Origin of the sequence: Nostoc sp. (genome assembly GCF_036917135.1) — a bacterium.
Classification (GTDB): domain Bacteria; phylum Cyanobacteriota; class Cyanobacteriia; order Cyanobacteriales; family Nostocaceae; genus Nostoc.
In genome coordinates, this window is record NZ_JBALEA010000077.1 from 174922 (window position 1) to 193717 (window position 18796).

An 18796-nucleotide genomic window follows, 5' to 3' on the forward strand; every position below is an offset into this window, starting at 1 on the left:
GTGATTAGTCAAAATAATTCGTGATGACGCTCTCTACGAGACGCTAAAAGGGAATGGGGACTCGCTACGCAAATGAGCGTTATTACGAATTATTTGGTTATTTACAAAAAAACAAAGGACAAATTACAAGGGATTAATAACCTGATTTTAGTCTTCGCCGGATGAGGTGGGTGTTGCTACCTCCAATGTAGTTAACACTATGTTTTTTTGTGCTAATTTTAACACATTTTGATTCCATCCTGGGTTAGCAAACTCGGGCAAAATTTCTTGGCTAAAGGCTTCTGCGGCCTTGGATCTATAACGATTGGGATTACAAATCAGCCACAGCGTCCGTTTGACAACGACGCCTTCAATGGGAGTACGGTGTAGAACGCCCATTTGTAATTCTTTAGCGATCGCACTAGTTGAAACAAAGGCAGCCCCTAAACCAGATTGCACAGCATTCTTAATCGCCTCAATGGAATTCAATTCCATTTCAACTTTAAAACGTCTGGTATCAATTTCACAGCGTCCTAGCACTTGGTCAATTACTTTGCGAATAGTCGATTGGGAATCTAGGGCAATGAATTGTAATTTATATAGGTCGTCTTTCTGGATTTTTTCAAGTTTGGCAAAGGGATGAAAGACAGGTAGAATCAGCGCTAGTTCGTCCTCAGCGTAAGGAATAACTTCTAAAGATTCTGAGAGTTCACCGGGAATTTCACCACCGATAATCGCCAGATCAATTTGTCCATTAGCGACACTCCAAGCAGTTCGCCTAGTGGAGTGGACGTGCAATTGCACAGCCACATCTGGATATTTTTGTCGGAACATCCCGATCATTCTGGGCAAAAGATAAGTGCCGGTGGTTTGAGAAGCACCAACAATTAAAGTCCCGCCTTGGAGATTTTGTAAATCCTCGATGGCGCGGCAGGTTTCCTGACACAGACTGAGGATTTTTTCACCGTAGCTTAAAAGTAGATGTCCGGCTTCGGTTAATTGGGCGCGTCGTCCTCCACGATCGAATAAGGGGACATCGAGCTGTCGTTCGAGATTTTGGACTTGCAAGCTGACGGCGGGCTGGGAGACGTAAAGACTATCAGCCGCACGCTTGAAGCTTCCTTCTTGAGCGATCGCTTTCAGGATACGTAACTGATCTAAAGTGAAAGGAAGGTCAGACATAAGGCTCAACCCACAAACTTTGAAAGGAGCGGATGCACACAACAAATCAGCTTTGGCAGCAATCAGCTAGGCGTGATTTGTTGCATATTAAACTTGAAGGCTTGACTCGAAAAAGATAGCGGCACAACATCTTGACTAAAGTCCCCTTTTGAATACTTTGTGGTATTGGTTGTACTGAATTCAATTTTCTTTAAATTACTTCACCCGTTTATATGTTGCTGATTTCTTGGTTTACATCCAGTCATTTTGTCATACTGGGGTTACAAATAGTTTTTGCGATCGCTCATAGTGGAGGCGCTGCTTTACGCCCAAGGGCCGAAAAATACATTGGCCCAAGGCTTTATCGGATTTTCTTTGCATTAGTCAGCCTACCGTTGGCTGCGATCTTAATTATTTACTTTTTTGGACACCGCTATGATGGTTTGCAACTTTGGCAAGTACAAGGAGTGCCAGGAGTACAAGAATTTGTTTGGCTGCTGTCAGCGATTTCGTTTTTGTTTTTATATCCTGCTACCTTCAATTTACTAGAAATTGCTGCCATTCAAAAGCCCCAAGTTCATCTCTACGAAACAGGAATTATGCGGATTACGCGTCATCCCCAGATGGTGGGACAAATAATTTGGTGTGTTGCTCATACTCTCTGGCTGGGCACTACCTTTACCCTTGTGACTTCTATCGGATTGGTGTTGCATCACTTGTTTGGGGTTTGGCATGGCGATCGCCGTCTCTTGCATCGCTACGGGGAAGCCTTTGAAATTGCCAAACAGAGGACTTCAATTATTCCCTTTAAAGCAATTATTGACGGACGTCAATCTATCAAATGGCAGGAATTTATTCGCCCCGCCTATTTGGGAGTTGCCATTTTTACAGCTTTGCTTTGGTGGTCACATCCTCTGTTGCTGGAAGCGACTAGTAAGATAGCATGGTAAATTTAGGTGATCCCCAGTGTCAGGAAAAATCCTAAATAGATGAAAATTTCCGCTTATCAATTGACCCAAATCAATGTAGGATAAACTCAAACATCTATCAGCGAGGGTGCGTTCAGTCAGCTTGAGATTTTATATTGCTAGTCATTGGTCAGTTGCCTTTCCTTGCGAGAAAATGGCAAATTCAGTCAAATCCCAGGCGGCCACCGCAATCAGGAGTTTAATATCCAAAAAAGCCAGCGCGAATTCCACAGTAGCTTTTTGGTTAGAGACAGATTATCGCATGGCAATTAGTCCCAATACCAGACTTGACTCTCAAAGCAAAAGAGACGAGTTGCTTCTCATTCAATGCCCTAACTTTAGTTATTGACCGAAAACGACTCATGATACAAGCCCCTAAATTTATTTATGGAGAAGCAAAAAAATGTATGTATTTCGAGTGGCACAGCGCAAGAAATACGAAGTCCGTTTACAGAGCAACTAAATTTATTTATGGGGATCAAAAATTATTGAATTTTGAATTTTGAATTTTGAATTCGGAGCGTTCGCGGAGCGTCTCGTAGAGAAGCGACGTGACTTTTACTCAGCACTGGCTCAACGCCCCGCTACCGGAACTCAGCACCACTGAATTCAGTGCTGATAGCTAGTTTGATATAAAAACCTTATAATCCAAGAGGCATCATGGTGTTTTTGGTTAGTGAGCGGACATTTACTCAAGAAGTTTTAGAATCTCCTATTCCTGTTTTAGTTAATTTTGAAGCCCCTTGGTGTGGCTTGTGTCGGATTATCCACCCACTGTTGTTGCAATTTCAAGCCCAATGCGGGGAAGAAATTAAATTAGTTGGGGTTAACGCCGATCAAAATTTTAAATTGTCTACTACTTATAAGCTAAAATCACTACCCACTTTACTATTGATTGAAAATGGCACTGTTCGCCATCGCTTGGAATGCTTTCGCGGCAGAGAAGATTTACGTCTAGCTTTAGAAGAGATTAAAGCCAACTACAGCAGTTGCCCCAAAATCTACAAAAGTTCAAAAACACTGGACTTAGAATATCGGTCAGCTTGATGGGTATTGGCATTGGGTATGGTCTATGTGGCATTGGACTAATGACAAATGACCAATGACTAATGACAAATGACCAGTGACCAATGACAAATGACCAGTGACCAAATCTAAAACCATGCTTAACACCCCACCCAAAGACCTTTGGGTGGGTTATTTTATCCTAAAGGGCGTGTGTCACAATTATTAACAGTTTCGACACGCTAATCAAGAATTCTAAAAGTAGGCGTCAGTGATGGAAGTAATCTATCAGTATGCCTGGCTGATTCCGGTGTTCCCTCTTTTTGGGGCAATGCTGGTCGGTCTAGGGTTAATCTCGTTGAATCAGGTGACAAACCGCCTCCGCCAGCTTAACGCTGTGGTGATTATCTCCATGATGGCAGCAGCAATGGGGCTGTCCTTTGCCTTGTTGTGGAGTCAAATTCAAGGACACGCGGCTTATATTCGCACCTTTGAGTGGGCGGCAGCAGGTAATTTCCACCTGAGCATGGGCTACACTATTGACCACCTGACAGCCCTAATGCTGGTGATTGTCACAACGGTAGCCTGCTTAGTCATGCTTTACACCGATGGCTACATGGCTCACGATCCCAGTTATGTGAGGTTTTACGCCTATCTCAGTTTATTTGGCTCCTCAATGTTAGGTCTGGTGATCAGCCCCAACCTAGTACAGGTGTATGTATTCTGGGAACTGGTGGGGATGTGTTCTTACTTGCTGGTCGGCTTTTGGTTCGATCGCAAGTCAGCAGCCGATGCCGCTCAAAAAGCATTTGTCACCAACCGAGTAGGTGACTTTGGTTTGCTGTTGGGCATTCTGGGGCTGTTCTGGGCAACGGGAAGCTTTGATTTTAATATCATGGGCGATCGCCTCGCCCAACTCGTCGAATCAGGTTCGATCAGCAATTTTCTCGCTGTCCTGTTGGCGATTTTAGTTTTCTTAGGGCCAGTTGCAAAATCAGCCCAATTCCCTCTCCATGTCTGGCTACCAGATGCGATGGAAGGCCCCACCCCCATTTCTGCCTTGATTCACGCGGCAACAATGGTGGCGGCGGGTGTTTTCCTGATTGCTCGGATGTACCCAGTATTTGAACACGTTCCAGTTGCAATGAACGTCATTGCCTTTACTGGCGCCTTTACGGCGTTTTTGGGGGCAACCATTGCCATTACCCAAAACGACATCAAAAAGGGCTTGGCTTATTCCACCATTTCCCAACTCGGTTACATGGTGATGGCGATGGGAATAGGTTCCTACAGTGCTGGACTATTCCACCTCATGACCCACGCCTATTTTAAGGCGATGCTGTTCTTGGGTTCCGGTTCAGTCATTCATGGTATGGAAGGTGTCGTTGGACACGACCCCGCCTTAGCTCAAGATATGCGCTTGATGGGCGGACTGCGAAAGTATATGCCCGTCACGTCAATTACCTTTTTGATTGGTTGCTTGGCAATTTCTGGGATTCCGCCCTTTGCTGGTTTCTGGTCAAAAGATGAAATTCTAGGGAAAGCTTTTGAGGCTAACCCATTTCTCTGGTTGATTGGCTGGCTAACTGCCGGGATTACTGCTTTCTATATGTTTAGGATGTATTTCTCAACATTTGAAGGCGAATTCCGGGGTAATGACGAGAAAATCAAGCAAAAACTCAAAAAGGCGACAGCGACAATCGTCCTGGAATTAGAGTCACAAGAACCAGCCCCGAATTTTGGGCCTGGGGCGATGAAGAAAGGAGAATTGGCGGCAACTAGTGAGCATCATGATTCCCATGACTCCCACGGGCATCATAGCGACTCCCCCCACGAATCGCCGTGGACAATGACCCTGCCGTTGGCACTGTTGGCTGTGCCTTCGATTTTGATTGGTTTGGTGGGAACTCCCTACGCCAATTATTTTGAAGAGTTTATCTTTCCTCCTAGCGAAACCCTCACTGAAGTTATAGAAAAGGCTGCCGAGTTCAATCCGACGGAATTCTACATTATGGCGGGTGCCTCAGTCGGAATTTCTTTGATTGCGATTACCCTGGCTTCGCTGATGTATTTGCGCCGTAAAATTGATCCGGGTGCGATCGCTGCTAAAATCCAACCACTTTACGAGTTATCCCTCAACAAGTGGTACTTTGATGACATTTACCATCGGGTTTTTGTTGTCGGCTTGCGTCGCCTAGCTAGACAAGTTATGGAAGTTGACTTCCGCGTTGTAGATGGTGCTGTTAACCTCACAGGCTTTTTCACCCTTGTTAGCGGTGAAGGTCTGAAGTACCTAGAAAATGGTCGCGCTCAATTCTATGCCTTGATTGTGTTTGGGGCGGTTTTGGGCTTAGTGATTGTCTTTGGTGTCACCTAATTTTAATCGGGGTGGGCGATCGTCCACCCCTAAGTTTTTTAAAAGTAGCGAATAGGCGAATGATAAAGAAGAAATACATTTACTGGCAAGATGATGATATGTGGTTAGGTTATCTCGAAGAATATCCCGACTATTGGACTCAAGGTGAAACTGAAGAGGAGCTAAGAGAAAATCTACTCGATATTTACAATGAATTAACAAGTGGAACTATCCAAAATATTCGTAGAGTTGCAGAACTTGAAGTCTCATGAAACGAAGAGACTTAATCAGTAAACTTGAAGAAATGGGTTGTATCTTCGTTCGTTATGGTGGCAAACATGATTGGTAGCAGAATCCAATAACAAAAATATCTCAAGCTGTTCCTAGACATAGGGAAATTAAGGAGCAACTTGCAAAACATATTATTAAGATGCTTAACGATGAAGCAGGCTAATGCTTAGAATAAGAGGTACTGTACTAGAGAGTTTAGGTACCCACTATGACCCTTGAACAGCTTGAAGCCGTTCCAAAAGATTCTCAAGTGATTTTATTAGCAAGATTACTGGAAAGATTGGGTCAAGAAAGTGGAATAGATCAAGAAATTGCGGCTAGTTGGGCTGAAGAAGCCCAGAAGCGTGATGAAGATATGAACACCAATCAAATTACTGGTATTCCGGCTGAAGAAGTGTTTCAAAGAGTTCGTGCATCTTTACAATCAAAAGAATTGTATTTCATCCATTGGCAGAGCAAGAGCTGGTTGATGTCGCAAGTTATTACGAGGAACAAAGATGGTAAATAATATTATTCAAAAAGTATAACCTGCCTGAAAAGTCAGTATTAAAATTATTTACGATAAAGCCCAATTTATAAAGTTGTCCATCTTATTGTATTTTACCGCCTCTAAAGCAATATTTGCATCAATTACCATTTCTCTAAAATAAGACTCCAAAGGCATAATTTGATCGTCGTTAGAAGTCTGATATATTTTATATGCAATGGCATCTAACAAAGAGTGACAATACTCTCGGCTACGTTTTCCATAATAATCTAATAGTTTACTAGTAGTACTACTAGAATGAACTAGCATATTACGAATACGATATATGTTATAAACATCATCTTTGAGGTCAATAATTTTCTCAACCAAGTATTTTTCACAATAATCATTATTATAAAAAATTTCATTGACTTGATTTAAATCTGGCAACACTATGTTTTTAGAATCTAATTGTTTCTTTATTTCAGGAGCTTTTTCTATAAATTTTTCTAAAAAATCTATTTTATCTTTATTAGAAGATAAATAGTCTTGTAAATCCTGGTCTATAGACTTAGATATATCCATTTCAGCAAATGTTAGAGGTGTAGTAAAAACACGTCCAACTTGTCTTACTTCATGATATAAATTAAATTTTAATTCACTCAAAGTAAGAAGTAACTGTACTGTTCTAATACCTTCACCATCAAGCCATAAATCTATATTTTCTTTAAGAATCTTCTTTTTATTCCTAAGATCATCTGATAGTTCAGGAAGTTTTTTAGAAATTGTTTTAGAATCATCAGAAAACTTTTCTACAGCAAACCATGAGTTTAATATTTCTTCAGAACTTTGTGAAGCTTCAGTTGCTCGTCTATACCAGTCGATAGAAGCAAGCCATTTTGCTACAGTTGGATGACATTTATCTTCAGAAGATATCCACTGGCCAAGCCTTTGTTGATTATTTTGTGAGTCAATAGAGTTATATCTGATAGTTTGCGGCTTATCCCTACCTTTAAAGTTAAAAGCTCGAATTTCTCCTTGAGAATCACAAATAACCCAATCACTTGATAAAATAATAGCCTGGTCTTTCCTATTTCGTGTTGAGAGAACAGCTATCGTTCTTTCAGCCATTTGTTGGGCTTTAATTTTCATAAATTTACTATCTACACCTTGGATATTGACTGCAATGCAGTAATCCGAATTATCTTCAACATTTATGCTTAAAATCTCATTTTTTTGAATGTATTTTCCATCTATTCTAGGACGATATAGTTCAACTTTACCTATATTAATTTTGTTTTTGAACTCAACACCTGTTATCTTGAAAATAACTGTATAAGTTTGAGGTTCTAGACAATAAATTCCTGTTAAGAAATTAAGTCTCTGTTTAATACTTGAAGCCTCATAATATTTTCTAAGCTCTTCCTTATGTTCATCAATTGATTTTGCATCTCTTGATGGTGATCCAAATAGGGCAGGATATAAATTACCTTGCTCAGGATATGTTGCTATATCTTCAAATTTTTGAAATTGATCATCTAATCTTGATTTTAATTCCAACATTCCCTTAAAATTAAATAATAAAATTATTGTATCTACAATAAATTCTATATGATGACTATCATTTAAGTCTTTTTCAAGTATTTTTTCGTACAAAAGATTAATAACTTGCCTCAAGCTATTTTCTGACGTTATTTTTTCTTCTATACGTTGAATGAATATTAAAATATCGTCTAATTCAAATTTACTCTTATTGTCGGATAGAGCTTCAGTAATGAAATATAGTTCTTGATCTACTTCTCTTGTCCAGGATTTTTTAATTTTGTCTAGATCATCAAGTTGCTCTTTTTTAAAACTACAGTAACTAGAAAATTGAATTTTAAAGAATTTTTTTCCGTAAGCATTTTGAGAAAATCGATTTTTATTATTCTGTATCTCTTCACGCAAATCGTATAAAATTAATAATAAATGGCGACTATAAGATCCTTTTTGATTGTTTTCAATTGCATCGCATCTTTCCAACCATATTTGTTGTAAATTCTCAATGTTTCTTATCACATATTCAGGCGCATTTGATAAAGTAAAATCCATTTCTCAGTACTTATCAAAAAAAAAAAATAATAATATAATCTTAATCCCAAAACTAAGGAAGAGTTGCAGACTTCATAAGTTTTCATAGTTCATTGGTTTTGCAAGTCCTTCTGCAATCTCTCTTTTAGCAGATTGGGCAGATGCAATCAGTTGTTGTTGAGTTTTGTTAAATGATTTATTCCATTTCAATTCATCTTGCAAATCTTCCAGGTGCTCTTGGAGATGTTCTGCAACTCTTTCTTGCACATCTTCAGGTAAAGATTCCATCATCTTAATTACAGTAGCGATCGCTGGAGATGACATAATCGAATTTCCCTTATCAACTTTCCCTGTCTATTTTACTAAAAAAACTCAATCAAATCGCCTACTGTAGTCCCAAAGCTCTGAAATTGGGAAAGTTTGTCCTAATGCTGCTTGTCGCACGGACTCTTGCAAATCGGCTAATATTTGTACTTTTGGCTCTTGTTCATCAATCCAAGCTAAACCACTGACGTTATCAGAATTTATCGAACTTATAAGCTGTTGCCAAAGTTCTACAGGGACGAGTACATCTGTTGTTTCTCCATTTACATTGGTGACATAACGAATCTGACTTTCAATTTGTGCGATTATCATTATGGTTAGTTCTCCTGTGATGATTTTTTGTACCAAATCGCTTTTTTCAACAACCATCAAACAGCATCTTGTATTTTTAGGGATGGCTTGGATTACGCGTAGACGCGGAGCGGATTGTCGTAGATATCGCACCCCTAAACTATAATTTAACCAACTTTTTGAGGGTAAATTTTTGACTTGACTGGAAGTATCACAACGCACATTCCGCACCCCAAAGTGTCAAAAAAGACTCCCAAGAGAAAAAATCGGGGATTGCTAATTTAATTAAATCAACCTAACGAGGAAGACGAAATCCTCAAAAAGCTGTTACTTAATAACTAGTGACTTTTTGCCAAACATGATTTTGATAGCAGACGAATTGTGATGAATACAGCTAATTTTCCGTGGCTGACGACGATTATTCTGTTTCCGATAGCGGCGTCGCTACTTCTTCCCATCATCCCTGACAAAGAAGGCAAAACAGTGCGCTGGTACTCCCTCATCGTAGGGCTGATAGATTTTGCACTAATTGTTTACGCTTTTTATACTGGGTATGATTTCTCCAATCCAGATTTACAGTTGGTGGAAAGTTACCCCTGGGTACCACAATTGGGTTTGAATTGGTCAGTAGGGGCTGATGGCTTGTCCATGCCCCTAATTATTTTGACTGGATTCATTACCACGCTGGCGATTTTAGCAGCTTGGCCTGTTACCTTCAAGCCCAAGCTATTTTTCTTCTTGATTTTGGCGATGTATGGCGGTCAAATTGCAGTGTTCGCTGTCCAGGACATGCTGTTGTTTTTCCTAGTGTGGGAACTGGAACTAGTACCGATATACTTTCTGCTGTCGATTTGGGGAGGCAAAAGACGACAATATGCAGCGACCAAATTCATTTTATACACTGCTGGCGGGTCGCTGTTTATTTTGCTGTCTGCCCTGACAATGGCATTTTACGGCGATACGGTCACGTTTGATATGCGATCGCTCGCCCTCAAAGATTTCGCCCTCAATTTGCAACTTGCCCTCTATGCTGGCTTCCTCATTGCCTACGCCGTCAAGTTGCCGATTATTCCCTTACACACCTGGCTACCTGATGCCCACGGTGAGGCTACAGCGCCCGTACACATGCTATTGGCAGGTATTCTCCTGAAAATGGGCGGTTACGCCTTAGTTCGGATGAATGCTCAAATGCTCCCCGATGCCCACGCTTATTTTGCACCAGTGTTGGTAGTTTTGGGGGTAGTTAATATCATCTACGCTGCCTTAACATCCTTTGCCCAGCGCAACCTGAAGCGAAAAATTGCTTACTCCTCAATTTCTCACATGGGCTTTGTGATGATTGGTATTGCCTCCTTCACCGATTTAGGATTGAGTGGAGCAGTATTGCAAATGGTTTCTCACGGGTTAATTGGGGCGAGTTTATTCTTCCTTGTTGGCGCAACTTACGATCGCACCCACACCCTAATGTTGGATGAAATGGGCGGTGTCGCTAAGAGAATGCCGAAGATTTTCGCCATGTTCACTACCTGTTCAATGGCTTCTTTAGCATTGCCAGGGATGAGCGGTTTCGTAGCAGAATTAATGGTATTTGTGGGCTTTGCTACTAGTGATGCTTATAGCTCTACCTTCAAAGTCATTGTGGTGTTTTTAATGGCAGTTGGAGTGATTTTAACTCCAATTTATCTGCTGTCTATGTTGCGAGAGATTTTCTACGGAGAGGAGAACAAAGAATTAGTTTCTCACCAAGCTTTGATAGATGCCGAACCCCGTGAAGTATTTATCATTGCCTGTTTGTTAATTCCAATTATTGGTGTTGGTTTCTATCCAAAATTGCTGACTCAGATGTACGACGCTACAACTGTACAATTGACGGCAAGGTTGCGTGATTCCGTGCCGACATTAGCACAGCAAAAAGACGATGCACTAAAGGTTTCTTTGAGTGCGCCGGAAATTGGTAATTAAGTTGCGATCGCTAGTTTAGTTTCAAATTACTTTGAGGGCGGTTTTTGTACCTGCCCTTTTTATTTTAGGCTGATTTATTTGTTTGCAACCAGTTAAGCAAATCTTCCATAGCAGTAAAATCTAACAAAGCTTCCCCAAGGGTTTCTAATTGATTTAAAGAAAGAGATTGGATGCGCTCTTGCAATTCTGGTGATAATTCTCCCACTCGTCTTTGTAATAACCTTAAAATAAGCCGTTGTTCACCTTCTTGTTTTCCGCGCTCGTAGCCGATGCGCTCACCTGTAGTTACGTATCTCATAGTCCGCTCCTGCTCAAATTTCATAAAAATAGATTTTAAGCTGATTGATTTGTTTGCAACCAGTTAAGTAAATCTTCCATAGCAGTAAAATCTAATAAAGCTTCGTCAAGTCGAGAAAAATTCCGCAAGGATAAAACTATTTCCCGAATGCGATTAGCTCCCATTTTCATTGAAACTAATATTTTCGGGAGATCCTCAGCGATAAAGTCAAGGTCGATGGCTTCTATATGAGCTTGTACTTCAGGTGTTGAATTAACATTAGACTTTTGATGGAGTTCTACTAGTTCCAACAAGCCCAGGGTATATTCACTTACATGGGTCAAATTGCCGTAGATAAAGTTAACTGGATTATTGATTTCGTGAGCGACACCAGCCACTAATTGACCTAAACTCGACATTTTTTCGGTTTGAATCAGTTGAGCTTGAGTCTGTTTGAGATTGTGCAAAACTTGGTTCAGTTGTTCTGCTTGAGTAGTAGCAGCAACGGTAGCAGCGCGGCTTTGATTATACAATTGTGCCTGGTCAATGGCGATCGCTAACTGGTCAGCCACACCTCGAATCAGTTCTACCTCATCATCACTCCAAGAATGCAGCGCTCTACTATGTTCGCAGACAATCACACCTAAGCAACCCGACTGAGTTTTAACTGAAACTGTGAGTAGAGACTTAAAGCCCAAACTCACCAAGAAATCCCGATTCTTGGAATCAAGCCAGGAATCTGTCGCAATGTCATCCAAGCAAAGCAAATTCCCTCTTAAAACAGCCTCACTCAGTGCTTCCACCTTCTGAATAGGAGAATCGCCTAAAGGTTCTGGCAAGTCGGGAGCGCAGGCTTACTGACTCAGTTCAAAGCTAGTAGATTCATCTTCTATTTGACACCAAAGAAACTGGCATCGATCAATCTGGAGCAGTTCTCGAACTTCACCCACTACTGTACTCAAAATCTTAGATCCAGCTGCGCCATATTTTTTGAGTCAAGGTTGAGAGAAAACTTTTTCTCCTTGGTAGATATAGGTAATCAGCCCAGCTACCAAATTCACCATGAAATTCAATACTCTGCGACTTCTGGAATGTTCTAGTTGAACAATATTCCACCCTTTTTTGCTATTGTCAGTTAGACACTCTGGTAATCAGTACCGAAAAACCACGAATCTGATGTAAGGATTTTACACTTTTCAGTATTTTCATACTGAGAAGAAAGACATAAGGCGATGTTTACGATGGCTACGCCGACGCTAAAAATGGTTCTTTATTCTGGCGCTGCGATCGCACATCAATAGATTACGTACAATCTATCTAGAATCAGATTTGGCAAAACCGCTCATGTTAAACTACAATCCGCTCCATTGTTTGCCATCTTCCGAAGAATTACCCGACTCAAATGATACCCCTGTGGATAATGAACTCCAAAATTTAATTCCCGGCTTGCTGAAAACGACGCTGGCTTTGGTTTGGTGCGATCGTTGGGATTGGTTCTTTGGTGTTGACATGGGTATTTATTTTGACCCAGACAAACCAGCCATTGTCCCTGATGGGTTTCTCAGCCTAGGAGTTAAACGCTTCATTGATGAGGATTTGCGCCTAAGTTATGTACTGTGGGAAGAAAATAAACCACCGATTTTAGCACTAGAAGTTCTTTCCCAAATATATCGGGAAGAATATACTACCAAGAAAGAATTTTATGCCAAAGAATTAGGAATTTTATACTACGTTGTATATAGTCCCCTTCGGCGTAAAAATCCACCTTTGGAAGTGTATCGCCTAGTTGATGGGGAATATATCTTAATGTCAGGAAATCCCGTTTGGCTACCAGAGATTGGTTTAGGAATTGGGGGAGAACGGGGAATTTATCAAGGTATCGTGCGGGAGTGGTTGTACTGGTATGATGAAGAAGGGCAAAGATTGCTGACACCAGAAGAACGCATCAGGGAAGCGGAAGAACGCACAGCTTTTGAACAACAGCAACGTGTGGAAGCAGAACAACAAGTGAAAATGTTAGCGGAAAGGTTGAGGGTACTTGGTGTTGATCCAGAAACTTTGTCATAGATTTAGCAAGTTTTGTGGTTTTCGCTGCCTTAATGTTAATTTGCTTCCTGGTTAGGGAATTATATCTATAAAGCAACTCATCTCTTGACGGTACAAATCGTAAAGGCTGGTTGCTCAATAAATATTATTTACCAAAACCGACATCAAAAATTAGGTGCTGTTATGTGAACTTTGGATAATTGCGATCGCTTTTAGTCCAAATCTTCTTCGGTAAGTCCAGCATCTTTCATAATACTTTTCAAAGTTCCAATTGGTAAATCTCGATTACTATGAACCGGAATGGAAAGTATCACATCAAAACCTTCTTTTGTATAAATGTGATGACTGCCAGTAATGCGCTTCAATTCCCAACCCTGCCGTTGCAAAATTTTACAAAGTGCTTTACCTGAAACCGCTTTCATAGCGATATTTCAACCAACTGTTTCTCCGGGTCAAGTTCTTCTCGTTCGCTGGCAACTTCCAACCAACCTTGAATTGCATCTTGCAGCATCTCTAACAAATGTTCATAGCTGTCTCCCCAAGTGTGGCATCCGGGTAGGGCGGGTACAGAAGCACACCACACACCGTCTTCTTGCCAGATAACTGCTTTAATTTTCATTGCCAATCATCTCCACAAGATTGCGACTAATATTCTAGCGTCAAGCCGAGTGCTGCATCTACGCCCGTCGTAGACATCGCTTGTTTGCTGCACTGAGGTTATTGTTAAAGACATCCAATTTAGTATTGTATTAGGTTGCCTGCTTGGTCTTCAGCCAAGGCTGCTGTTGCCAGTTCAGCTAGTAGATCATGAGACTTTGCAAATACTTTGTCCCAATGGGCTTCGTCTTCCAGTTCTTCCAGAATGAGCGCAGCAATTGCATCTTGCTCAGTTTCAGGAAGCTGTTTCACTAATGCGATCGCTTGTTCAAGTAGCTTGGTCATAGCTGTTATGCTGCTGTCAAAAAGACCTGCTGACTATTTATTCTACGCTTTTAGGGGACATTGAAGCCTGCGTACTCCACAGTAATGTGCGATCACACTCAACACGAAAAGGATTGACAACTGGATTCATCGCAGTCTCAAATTTACACCTTCCAAATGTTTATTAGTTGGTAGCTCAGGGAAGTATAAGTATAAGGTGATGCCTCGCTTTTATGTTTAACCCATAGACAAGTACTAACCAAATACTAATCATAATCAGGAGTATTTCATGATTCCACTGATTTTGGGTGCTGCTTTGGCTACTGGAGCCTTGGGAACTGTAAAAGGTGCTAAAGGCTTTGGCAATATGAATCAGGCAAAGGAAATTGGTGAACAGGCTCAACAAAAATACGAAAGTAGCTTGCAAAACTTAAAAGCAGCCTGGGAAATTACCAACCAGTCAGCAGAAGTTTATGGTCAAATGCAACTTCGTATTAAACAGGGTACAATTTCCAACTTTATAGCTTTTATTGAGAGAATTGGTCAGCGAGCTTCCCAAAACAATCTGGACATTGTGACTGGATTAGACATCTCCACTCAGCAAATTCAGGAGTACAAAACAGAAGTTATCAAAGCTCAACAGTGGGTGAAAGGTGGTGTGTCAGCAGCCGTTGCGGCCTTAGCAGCAGGTTCTAGTGCAGTTACCTTAGCAAGCAATGTAGGTACAGTTACTGTTTCCAGCTTCTTTGGATTGTGTACTACTGAAGTCGCTATCTCACAAGTTGGTGGTGCTGCGGCTTGGACTGGAGCCATAGGTTGGTTAGGTGGTGGTAGTATGGCGCTTGGTGGTACTGTATTGGGAGGTATTACACTCGCCCCAATGTTGATGGTTGGGGGTTTTAAACTTGCTGGTAAGGGTGAGGAAGCTTTGACTAAAGCGCGAGAATATGAAGCTAATGTCAACGTAGAGATTGCCAATATTGAAGCAGCTCAAGATTTTTTATTACAAGTTAAACGGCGAACAGTGGAATTGGCTAATTTAATATGTAATTTAAACAACCGTGCTAAATCTGCACTTCAAGAGCTTGAAGCCCAACCTTTTAATCGCGATCGCGATGCTAGCAAATTTCAAGAGGTAGCACTTTTAATTAAAGCACTTGCAGAAATTATGAAAATTCCTATTTTAGATAATGAAGGACTGTTAAACCCTTCTACTTTAACCATCCAAGCTAAATACAAAACTCTAGGAGGTATTTAACAATGGTTTTACCAAGTATCGGTACAATATGTACTGCGGTTAACGCCACAAAATCGTTAGTAACCATTGTTTCCAGTTACAAGCAAATTGGAGAGCAAGAACGGACTAAAAGGCGTGAGATAGCAGCTTTGGAAAAAACACAATGTGTTGACACAGTTTCTTCAGCCTATACTGAATATAAAATAATTGCTGAACAAGAACAGACAAAGAGACGAGAGATTGAAGCTTGGGAAAACGAAACAATCACCAAGATTAACGCCGAGCGAGAGTTGCTGATGGCGTATCTAGATCGCTCTTTTGATGAACGTGCAGAAAACTTTCGGGCTTTATTTGCTGTCGTTGATAATGCGATCGTATCCGGTAATAATGAACAACTAGCCCTGACATTAAACTCAATCACAGAAATAGCTAAATCCTGCCCATTCAAAGAACTTGCAAATTTAGCTTCTGTTCGTGCTGCCCTAGATGATCCAGATCATGAATGGAAATTTTAATTTTATAACAGCGCGATCGCTCTTCTAAAATCTTTCAAAAAAGCCTACGTTAGTAGGCTTTTTTCATGTAGTACGAGGCTTATAGTCTCTAAGAGGTTGTTTGAAAAGTGGTTGACTGTAATTTTAGTCACTGATTGATCCCCCCTAACCCCCCTTAAAAAGGGGGGAACCGGAATCAAAGTCCCCCTTTTTAAGGGGGATTTAGGGATCTCCAAGGGTTAGGGATATACAAAAAAACTTTTCAAACATCCTCTAACTTAACACCACACAGCTACCAATACACTTATCAAATATCGCTTACTTCCGGTAGCCAGTCTTCATCCAACACTAACTCTACAGAATATGGGCACTCTTCTGGAAACACGGATATAAGTATTCCCGTTTGTTTGGCTGCTTGGCGACGCGCCCTTTGATAACTTTCCTCAAGTTGCTCTGTAGGATAGCTCTTAAGACTAGGACTATCTTCTATTGCTAACTCAATCTGGGTGCGAGAATCGGTTATAGAATCGAGCCAACTATCTGAGCGACGCTGGGGTTGATATTGCCACTTGAGCAGATGCAAGAGTAAGCGAGTTAGTTGACTGGTAATAGCCCGCCGTTCACTTTTGCCCAAGCCTTCAACTTCTTCAATCAGATGTTCTACATCAACTTCATGCCAATGATGCGATCGCAATAGTTGGGCTGTCTGTTCAATCCACAAGTTAAAATCTGCTTTATAAGCTGCACTCATAGCCGTTCTCTAGCTTAGGCAAGCCAAAATATCCTCTTGTGTCAAATAAGGAAAGTCATCAAGCAATTCCTCGTAGGTCATACCAGAGGCAAGATAAGATAAAACATCGTATACAGTAATTCGCATTCCTCGAATACAAGGCTTACCACCTCGTTTTCCTGGTTCGATTGTAATAATATTTTGATACTGCACAGCTATTCAAGCCTCAAAAATCTTCATCATCAACAAAAAACTCGGCATCGTCTTCTAATCGAGAATTAACCCGCCCAGAACCAGCAACTCCCCACAGAGGTTGCAGCAGTGCCATGCCAATTAACCCTATACCGGCACTAAAAGCCATCACTAAACCCATTGGTATCTGAATCGATTGGAATGTTAAGAATTTTAACGATACGGGTGTGGCATTTTGGACTGAAATAACCGCGATCGCAATTACCCAAACCGCTACAACTAGAGATGTCAAAAAAGGAGCGAAAGTTTTCATATCTTAATAAAATTTAGGAGTTAATAATTCTTATAGCGGTTCCCATTCAGATGGGGTACAACGTTACATCACGAGGTGTAGGGGCACTGCCGTGCCCCTACGGGTGTAACTCACGTAAACGATAACCGCTATAACTTATAACTCCTAACTTTGAATTATTAAACAGCTACTGCCTCTAGTTTAGCAATGGCAATCTCTAACTCTTGGGCGATTCGGGTGAGTTTTTCGGGAGTGTTGGTTTCTAGGTAGACGCGCACCAGAGGTTCTGTACCGGAAGGGCGCAATAAAACCCAGCTACCTTCTTCTAAATACAGCTTAATACCATCTTTACGCCCCACTTCCTTGACTTTAATTCCTGCGACCTCTGTAGGTGGATTTTTAGTAAAGGAGTCGATGACGGCGATTTTGTGCGCCTCTGACAGGTGCAAGTCTAGGCGGTTGTTGTAAAGTGGCCCATCGGCTTCGGCGATCGCTTCTGCCACCATCTGACTTAAAGGTTTGCCTTCATAAGCGATCGCTTCTGCCACCAGCATATCGGCTAAAATCCCGTCTTTTTCGGGAATATGCCCGATAATACTCAAACCGCCTGATTCTTCTCCACCAATTAGTACGGCAGTTTCGCGCATTTTTTCGCCGATGTATTTAAAGCCGACTGGTGTTTCGTAAATTTCCAGCCCATTTTTAGCAGCGAAATTATCCAGCAAGTGGGTTGTCGCCACAGTGCGGACGATGGCGCCAGTTTTACCTTTATTTTTGATTAAATGTCGTGCTAGAACTAACAACACAGTATTGGGAGTGAGGAAAGTTCCTTGTTCATCAACGATACCAAAGCGATCGCTATCTCCATCTGTCGCCAAACCCAAATCAGCGCGATCGTAAAGTACTGCTGACACTAACTCAACTAATTGTTCTTCCTTGGGTTCTGGCATTCCACCCCCAAATAAAACATCCCTCCAATCGTGGAAACTTTCTAACTGAACGCCACAATGTTGCAAAACTTCATCTAAATAGCCGCGAGAGGTAGAATACAAAGCATCATACTTTACCTTTAAATTAGCGCTTTTGATTTTTTCTAGATCAAGTAGGGTGTAGATAGATTGCAGGTAATTAGGTTTCGGATCGAAAATTGAAATTGAACCCGATGGGTTGCTCCCAGGCAACTCATCCGATGCACTTTCTATATTTGCCACAATAATATCAGTAATCTCTGGAGTGGCAGGCCCAGCATAATCGGGGATATATTTAATTCCACAGTAGCGTGCTGGATTATGGCTAGCAGTAAACATCAACGCCCCTGCGGAATTTAGGTAACGGGCGTTGTAGGCAATTACTGGTGTGGGGCAATCACCATCAGTAATTTTCACAGTCCAACCCCAGTCTGCGAGGACTTGGGCGGCTGTTTGGGCAAACTGGTCAGCTAAAAAACGAGTATCGTAGGCAATAAGTACTGGTCTATCTTTTGTATAGGCTTTTTCTAAATAAATGGCGATCGCCCTTGTTACTTTCCGCACATTGGGGAAAGTAAAATCATCGGCAATAATCCCTCGCCATCCATCAGTGCCAAATTTTATCTTGCTAGAATTGCTACTAATACTCATTTGTGCCACTTGCTTCCGTACATTATCAGTACTACTAAAAGCTTCCCGCAAAGAGTGTGTAGCAGCAACTATCCTCCGAAGTTCTTTCCTAAGAAAGCCTTCGCTTAAACTTCTC

General features: G+C 41.2%; 21 protein-coding genes and 1 pseudogene. 9 read left to right on the plus strand and 13 right to left on the minus strand.

The features are described 5' to 3' along the window. Positions 1-147: 147 nt before the first annotated feature. Complete coding sequence (locus tag V7K50_RS25275) at positions 148-1161, minus strand: LysR family transcriptional regulator (RefSeq protein WP_334964906.1); 1014 nt, start codon at positions 1159-1161, stop codon at positions 148-150. 212 nt (positions 1162-1373) lie between these two features. On the opposite strand from V7K50_RS25275, the gene V7K50_RS25280 reads away from it, so the two are divergent. The 5 genes from V7K50_RS25280 (at position 1374) to V7K50_RS25300 (ending at position 6268) form a co-directional block, all read left to right on the plus strand. Then, positions 1374-2090 (plus strand): NnrU family protein, encoded by a 717-nt coding sequence (locus tag V7K50_RS25280; protein ID WP_334964908.1) that lies wholly within the window; start codon positions 1374-1376, stop codon positions 2088-2090. Positions 2091-2768: 678 nt separating this feature from the next. Continuing rightward, the gene (locus tag V7K50_RS25285; RefSeq protein ID WP_334964910.1) at positions 2769-3155 is read left to right on the plus strand and encodes a thioredoxin family protein; all 387 of its coding nucleotides are present in this window, start codon (positions 2769-2771) and stop codon (positions 3153-3155) included. 232 nt (positions 3156-3387) lie between these two features. Further along, a complete protein-coding gene (locus V7K50_RS25290) occupies positions 3388-5490 on the plus strand; it encodes an NAD(P)H-quinone oxidoreductase subunit 5 (RefSeq protein ID WP_334964912.1) in 2103 nt (700 codons plus the stop codon). A gap of 59 nt (positions 5491-5549) precedes the next feature. Then, positions 5550-5741: a type II toxin-antitoxin system HicB family antitoxin gene (locus V7K50_RS25295; RefSeq protein ID WP_094339619.1), complete on the plus strand. Its 192-nt coding sequence runs from the start codon at positions 5550-5552 to the stop codon at positions 5739-5741. A 227-nt stretch (positions 5742-5968) separates the two neighbouring features. Continuing rightward, entirely contained in the window at positions 5969-6268 is a 300-nt protein-coding gene (locus V7K50_RS25300; RefSeq protein WP_334964914.1) for an addiction module protein, read from the plus strand. Positions 6269-6316: 48 nt separating this feature from the next. Here V7K50_RS25300 and V7K50_RS25305 read toward each other — a convergent pair whose 3' ends face one another. The 3 genes from V7K50_RS25305 to V7K50_RS25315 all read right to left on the minus strand — a co-directional run bounded on the left by V7K50_RS25305 (position 6317) and on the right by V7K50_RS25315 (position 8932). Next, positions 6317-8317, minus strand: a complete 2001-nt coding sequence (locus tag V7K50_RS25305) for a hypothetical protein (RefSeq protein WP_334964916.1) — start codon at positions 8315-8317, stop codon at positions 6317-6319. A 72-nt stretch (positions 8318-8389) separates the two neighbouring features. Beyond that, complete coding sequence (locus V7K50_RS25310) at positions 8390-8620, minus strand: hypothetical protein (RefSeq protein WP_334964918.1); 231 nt, start codon at positions 8618-8620, stop codon at positions 8390-8392. A 48-nt stretch (positions 8621-8668) separates the two neighbouring features. After that, on the minus strand, positions 8669-8932 hold the full coding sequence (locus tag V7K50_RS25315; protein WP_334964920.1) for a hypothetical protein: 264 nt from the start codon (positions 8930-8932) through the stop codon (positions 8669-8671). A 363-nt stretch (positions 8933-9295) separates the two neighbouring features. Here V7K50_RS25315 and V7K50_RS25320 point away from each other — a divergent pair, with 363 nt between their 5' ends. Then, entirely contained in the window at positions 9296-10873 is a 1578-nt protein-coding gene (locus V7K50_RS25320) for an NAD(P)H-quinone oxidoreductase subunit 4 (RefSeq protein ID WP_334964922.1), read from the plus strand. 64 nt (positions 10874-10937) lie between these two features. On the opposite strand, the pseudogene V7K50_RS25325 reads toward V7K50_RS25320, so the two are convergent. Next, positions 10938-11198: pseudogene (locus V7K50_RS25325) on the minus strand (DUF4351 domain-containing protein); the annotation flags it as partial. A gap of 8 nt (positions 11199-11206) precedes the next feature. Next, complete coding sequence (locus V7K50_RS25330; protein WP_334964924.1) at positions 11207-11989, minus strand: GAF domain-containing protein; 783 nt, start codon at positions 11987-11989, stop codon at positions 11207-11209. Between the two features lie 505 nt (positions 11990-12494). On the opposite strand from V7K50_RS25330, the gene V7K50_RS25335 reads away from it, so the two are divergent. Beyond that, positions 12495-13217 carry a Uma2 family endonuclease gene (locus V7K50_RS25335; protein ID WP_334964926.1) on the plus strand — a complete coding sequence of 241 codons (723 nt, stop codon included), beginning with the start codon at positions 12495-12497 and terminating at the stop codon, positions 13215-13217. 191 nt (positions 13218-13408) lie between these two features. Here V7K50_RS25335 and V7K50_RS25340 read toward each other — a convergent pair whose 3' ends face one another. From V7K50_RS25340 to V7K50_RS25350, 3 genes are all read right to left on the minus strand, one after another. After that, a complete protein-coding gene (locus V7K50_RS25340) occupies positions 13409-13618 on the minus strand; it encodes a type II toxin-antitoxin system HicA family toxin (protein ID WP_334964928.1) in 210 nt (69 codons plus the stop codon). After that, entirely contained in the window at positions 13615-13815 is a 201-nt protein-coding gene (locus V7K50_RS25345) for a type II toxin-antitoxin system HicB family antitoxin (protein ID WP_114084373.1), read from the minus strand. Before V7K50_RS25345 ends, V7K50_RS25340 begins: the two co-directional genes overlap by 4 nt. Positions 13816-13934: 119 nt before the next feature. Beyond that, positions 13935-14138 carry a hypothetical protein gene (locus tag V7K50_RS25350; RefSeq protein WP_334964930.1) on the minus strand — a complete coding sequence of 68 codons (204 nt, stop codon included), beginning with the start codon at positions 14136-14138 and terminating at the stop codon, positions 13935-13937. Between the two features lie 268 nt (positions 14139-14406). Here V7K50_RS25350 and V7K50_RS25355 point away from each other — a divergent pair, with 268 nt between their 5' ends. Further along, entirely contained in the window at positions 14407-15375 is a 969-nt protein-coding gene (locus tag V7K50_RS25355; protein WP_334964932.1) for a hypothetical protein, read from the plus strand. 2 nt (positions 15376-15377) lie between these two features. Beyond that, entirely contained in the window at positions 15378-15869 is a 492-nt protein-coding gene (locus tag V7K50_RS25360; RefSeq protein ID WP_334964934.1) for a hypothetical protein, read from the plus strand. A gap of 286 nt (positions 15870-16155) precedes the next feature. On the opposite strand, the gene V7K50_RS25365 is transcribed toward V7K50_RS25360, so the two are convergent. The 4 genes from V7K50_RS25365 to V7K50_RS25380 form a co-directional block, all read right to left on the minus strand. Further along, positions 16156-16599, minus strand: coding sequence for a DUF29 domain-containing protein (locus tag V7K50_RS25365; RefSeq protein WP_334964936.1), 444 nt, complete (start codon positions 16597-16599; stop codon positions 16156-16158). 9 nt (positions 16600-16608) lie between these two features. Then, positions 16609-16791 (minus strand): DUF433 domain-containing protein, encoded by a 183-nt coding sequence (locus V7K50_RS25370; RefSeq protein WP_334964938.1) that lies wholly within the window; start codon positions 16789-16791, stop codon positions 16609-16611. A gap of 13 nt (positions 16792-16804) precedes the next feature. Next, the gene (locus V7K50_RS25375) at positions 16805-17083 is read right to left on the minus strand and encodes a LapA family protein (protein WP_334964940.1); all 279 of its coding nucleotides are present in this window, start codon (positions 17081-17083) and stop codon (positions 16805-16807) included. Between the two features lie 158 nt (positions 17084-17241). Next, a complete protein-coding gene (locus V7K50_RS25380) occupies positions 17242-18681 on the minus strand; it encodes a phosphoglucomutase/phosphomannomutase family protein (protein ID WP_334964985.1) in 1440 nt (479 codons plus the stop codon). Positions 18682-18796 lie beyond the last annotated feature (115 nt).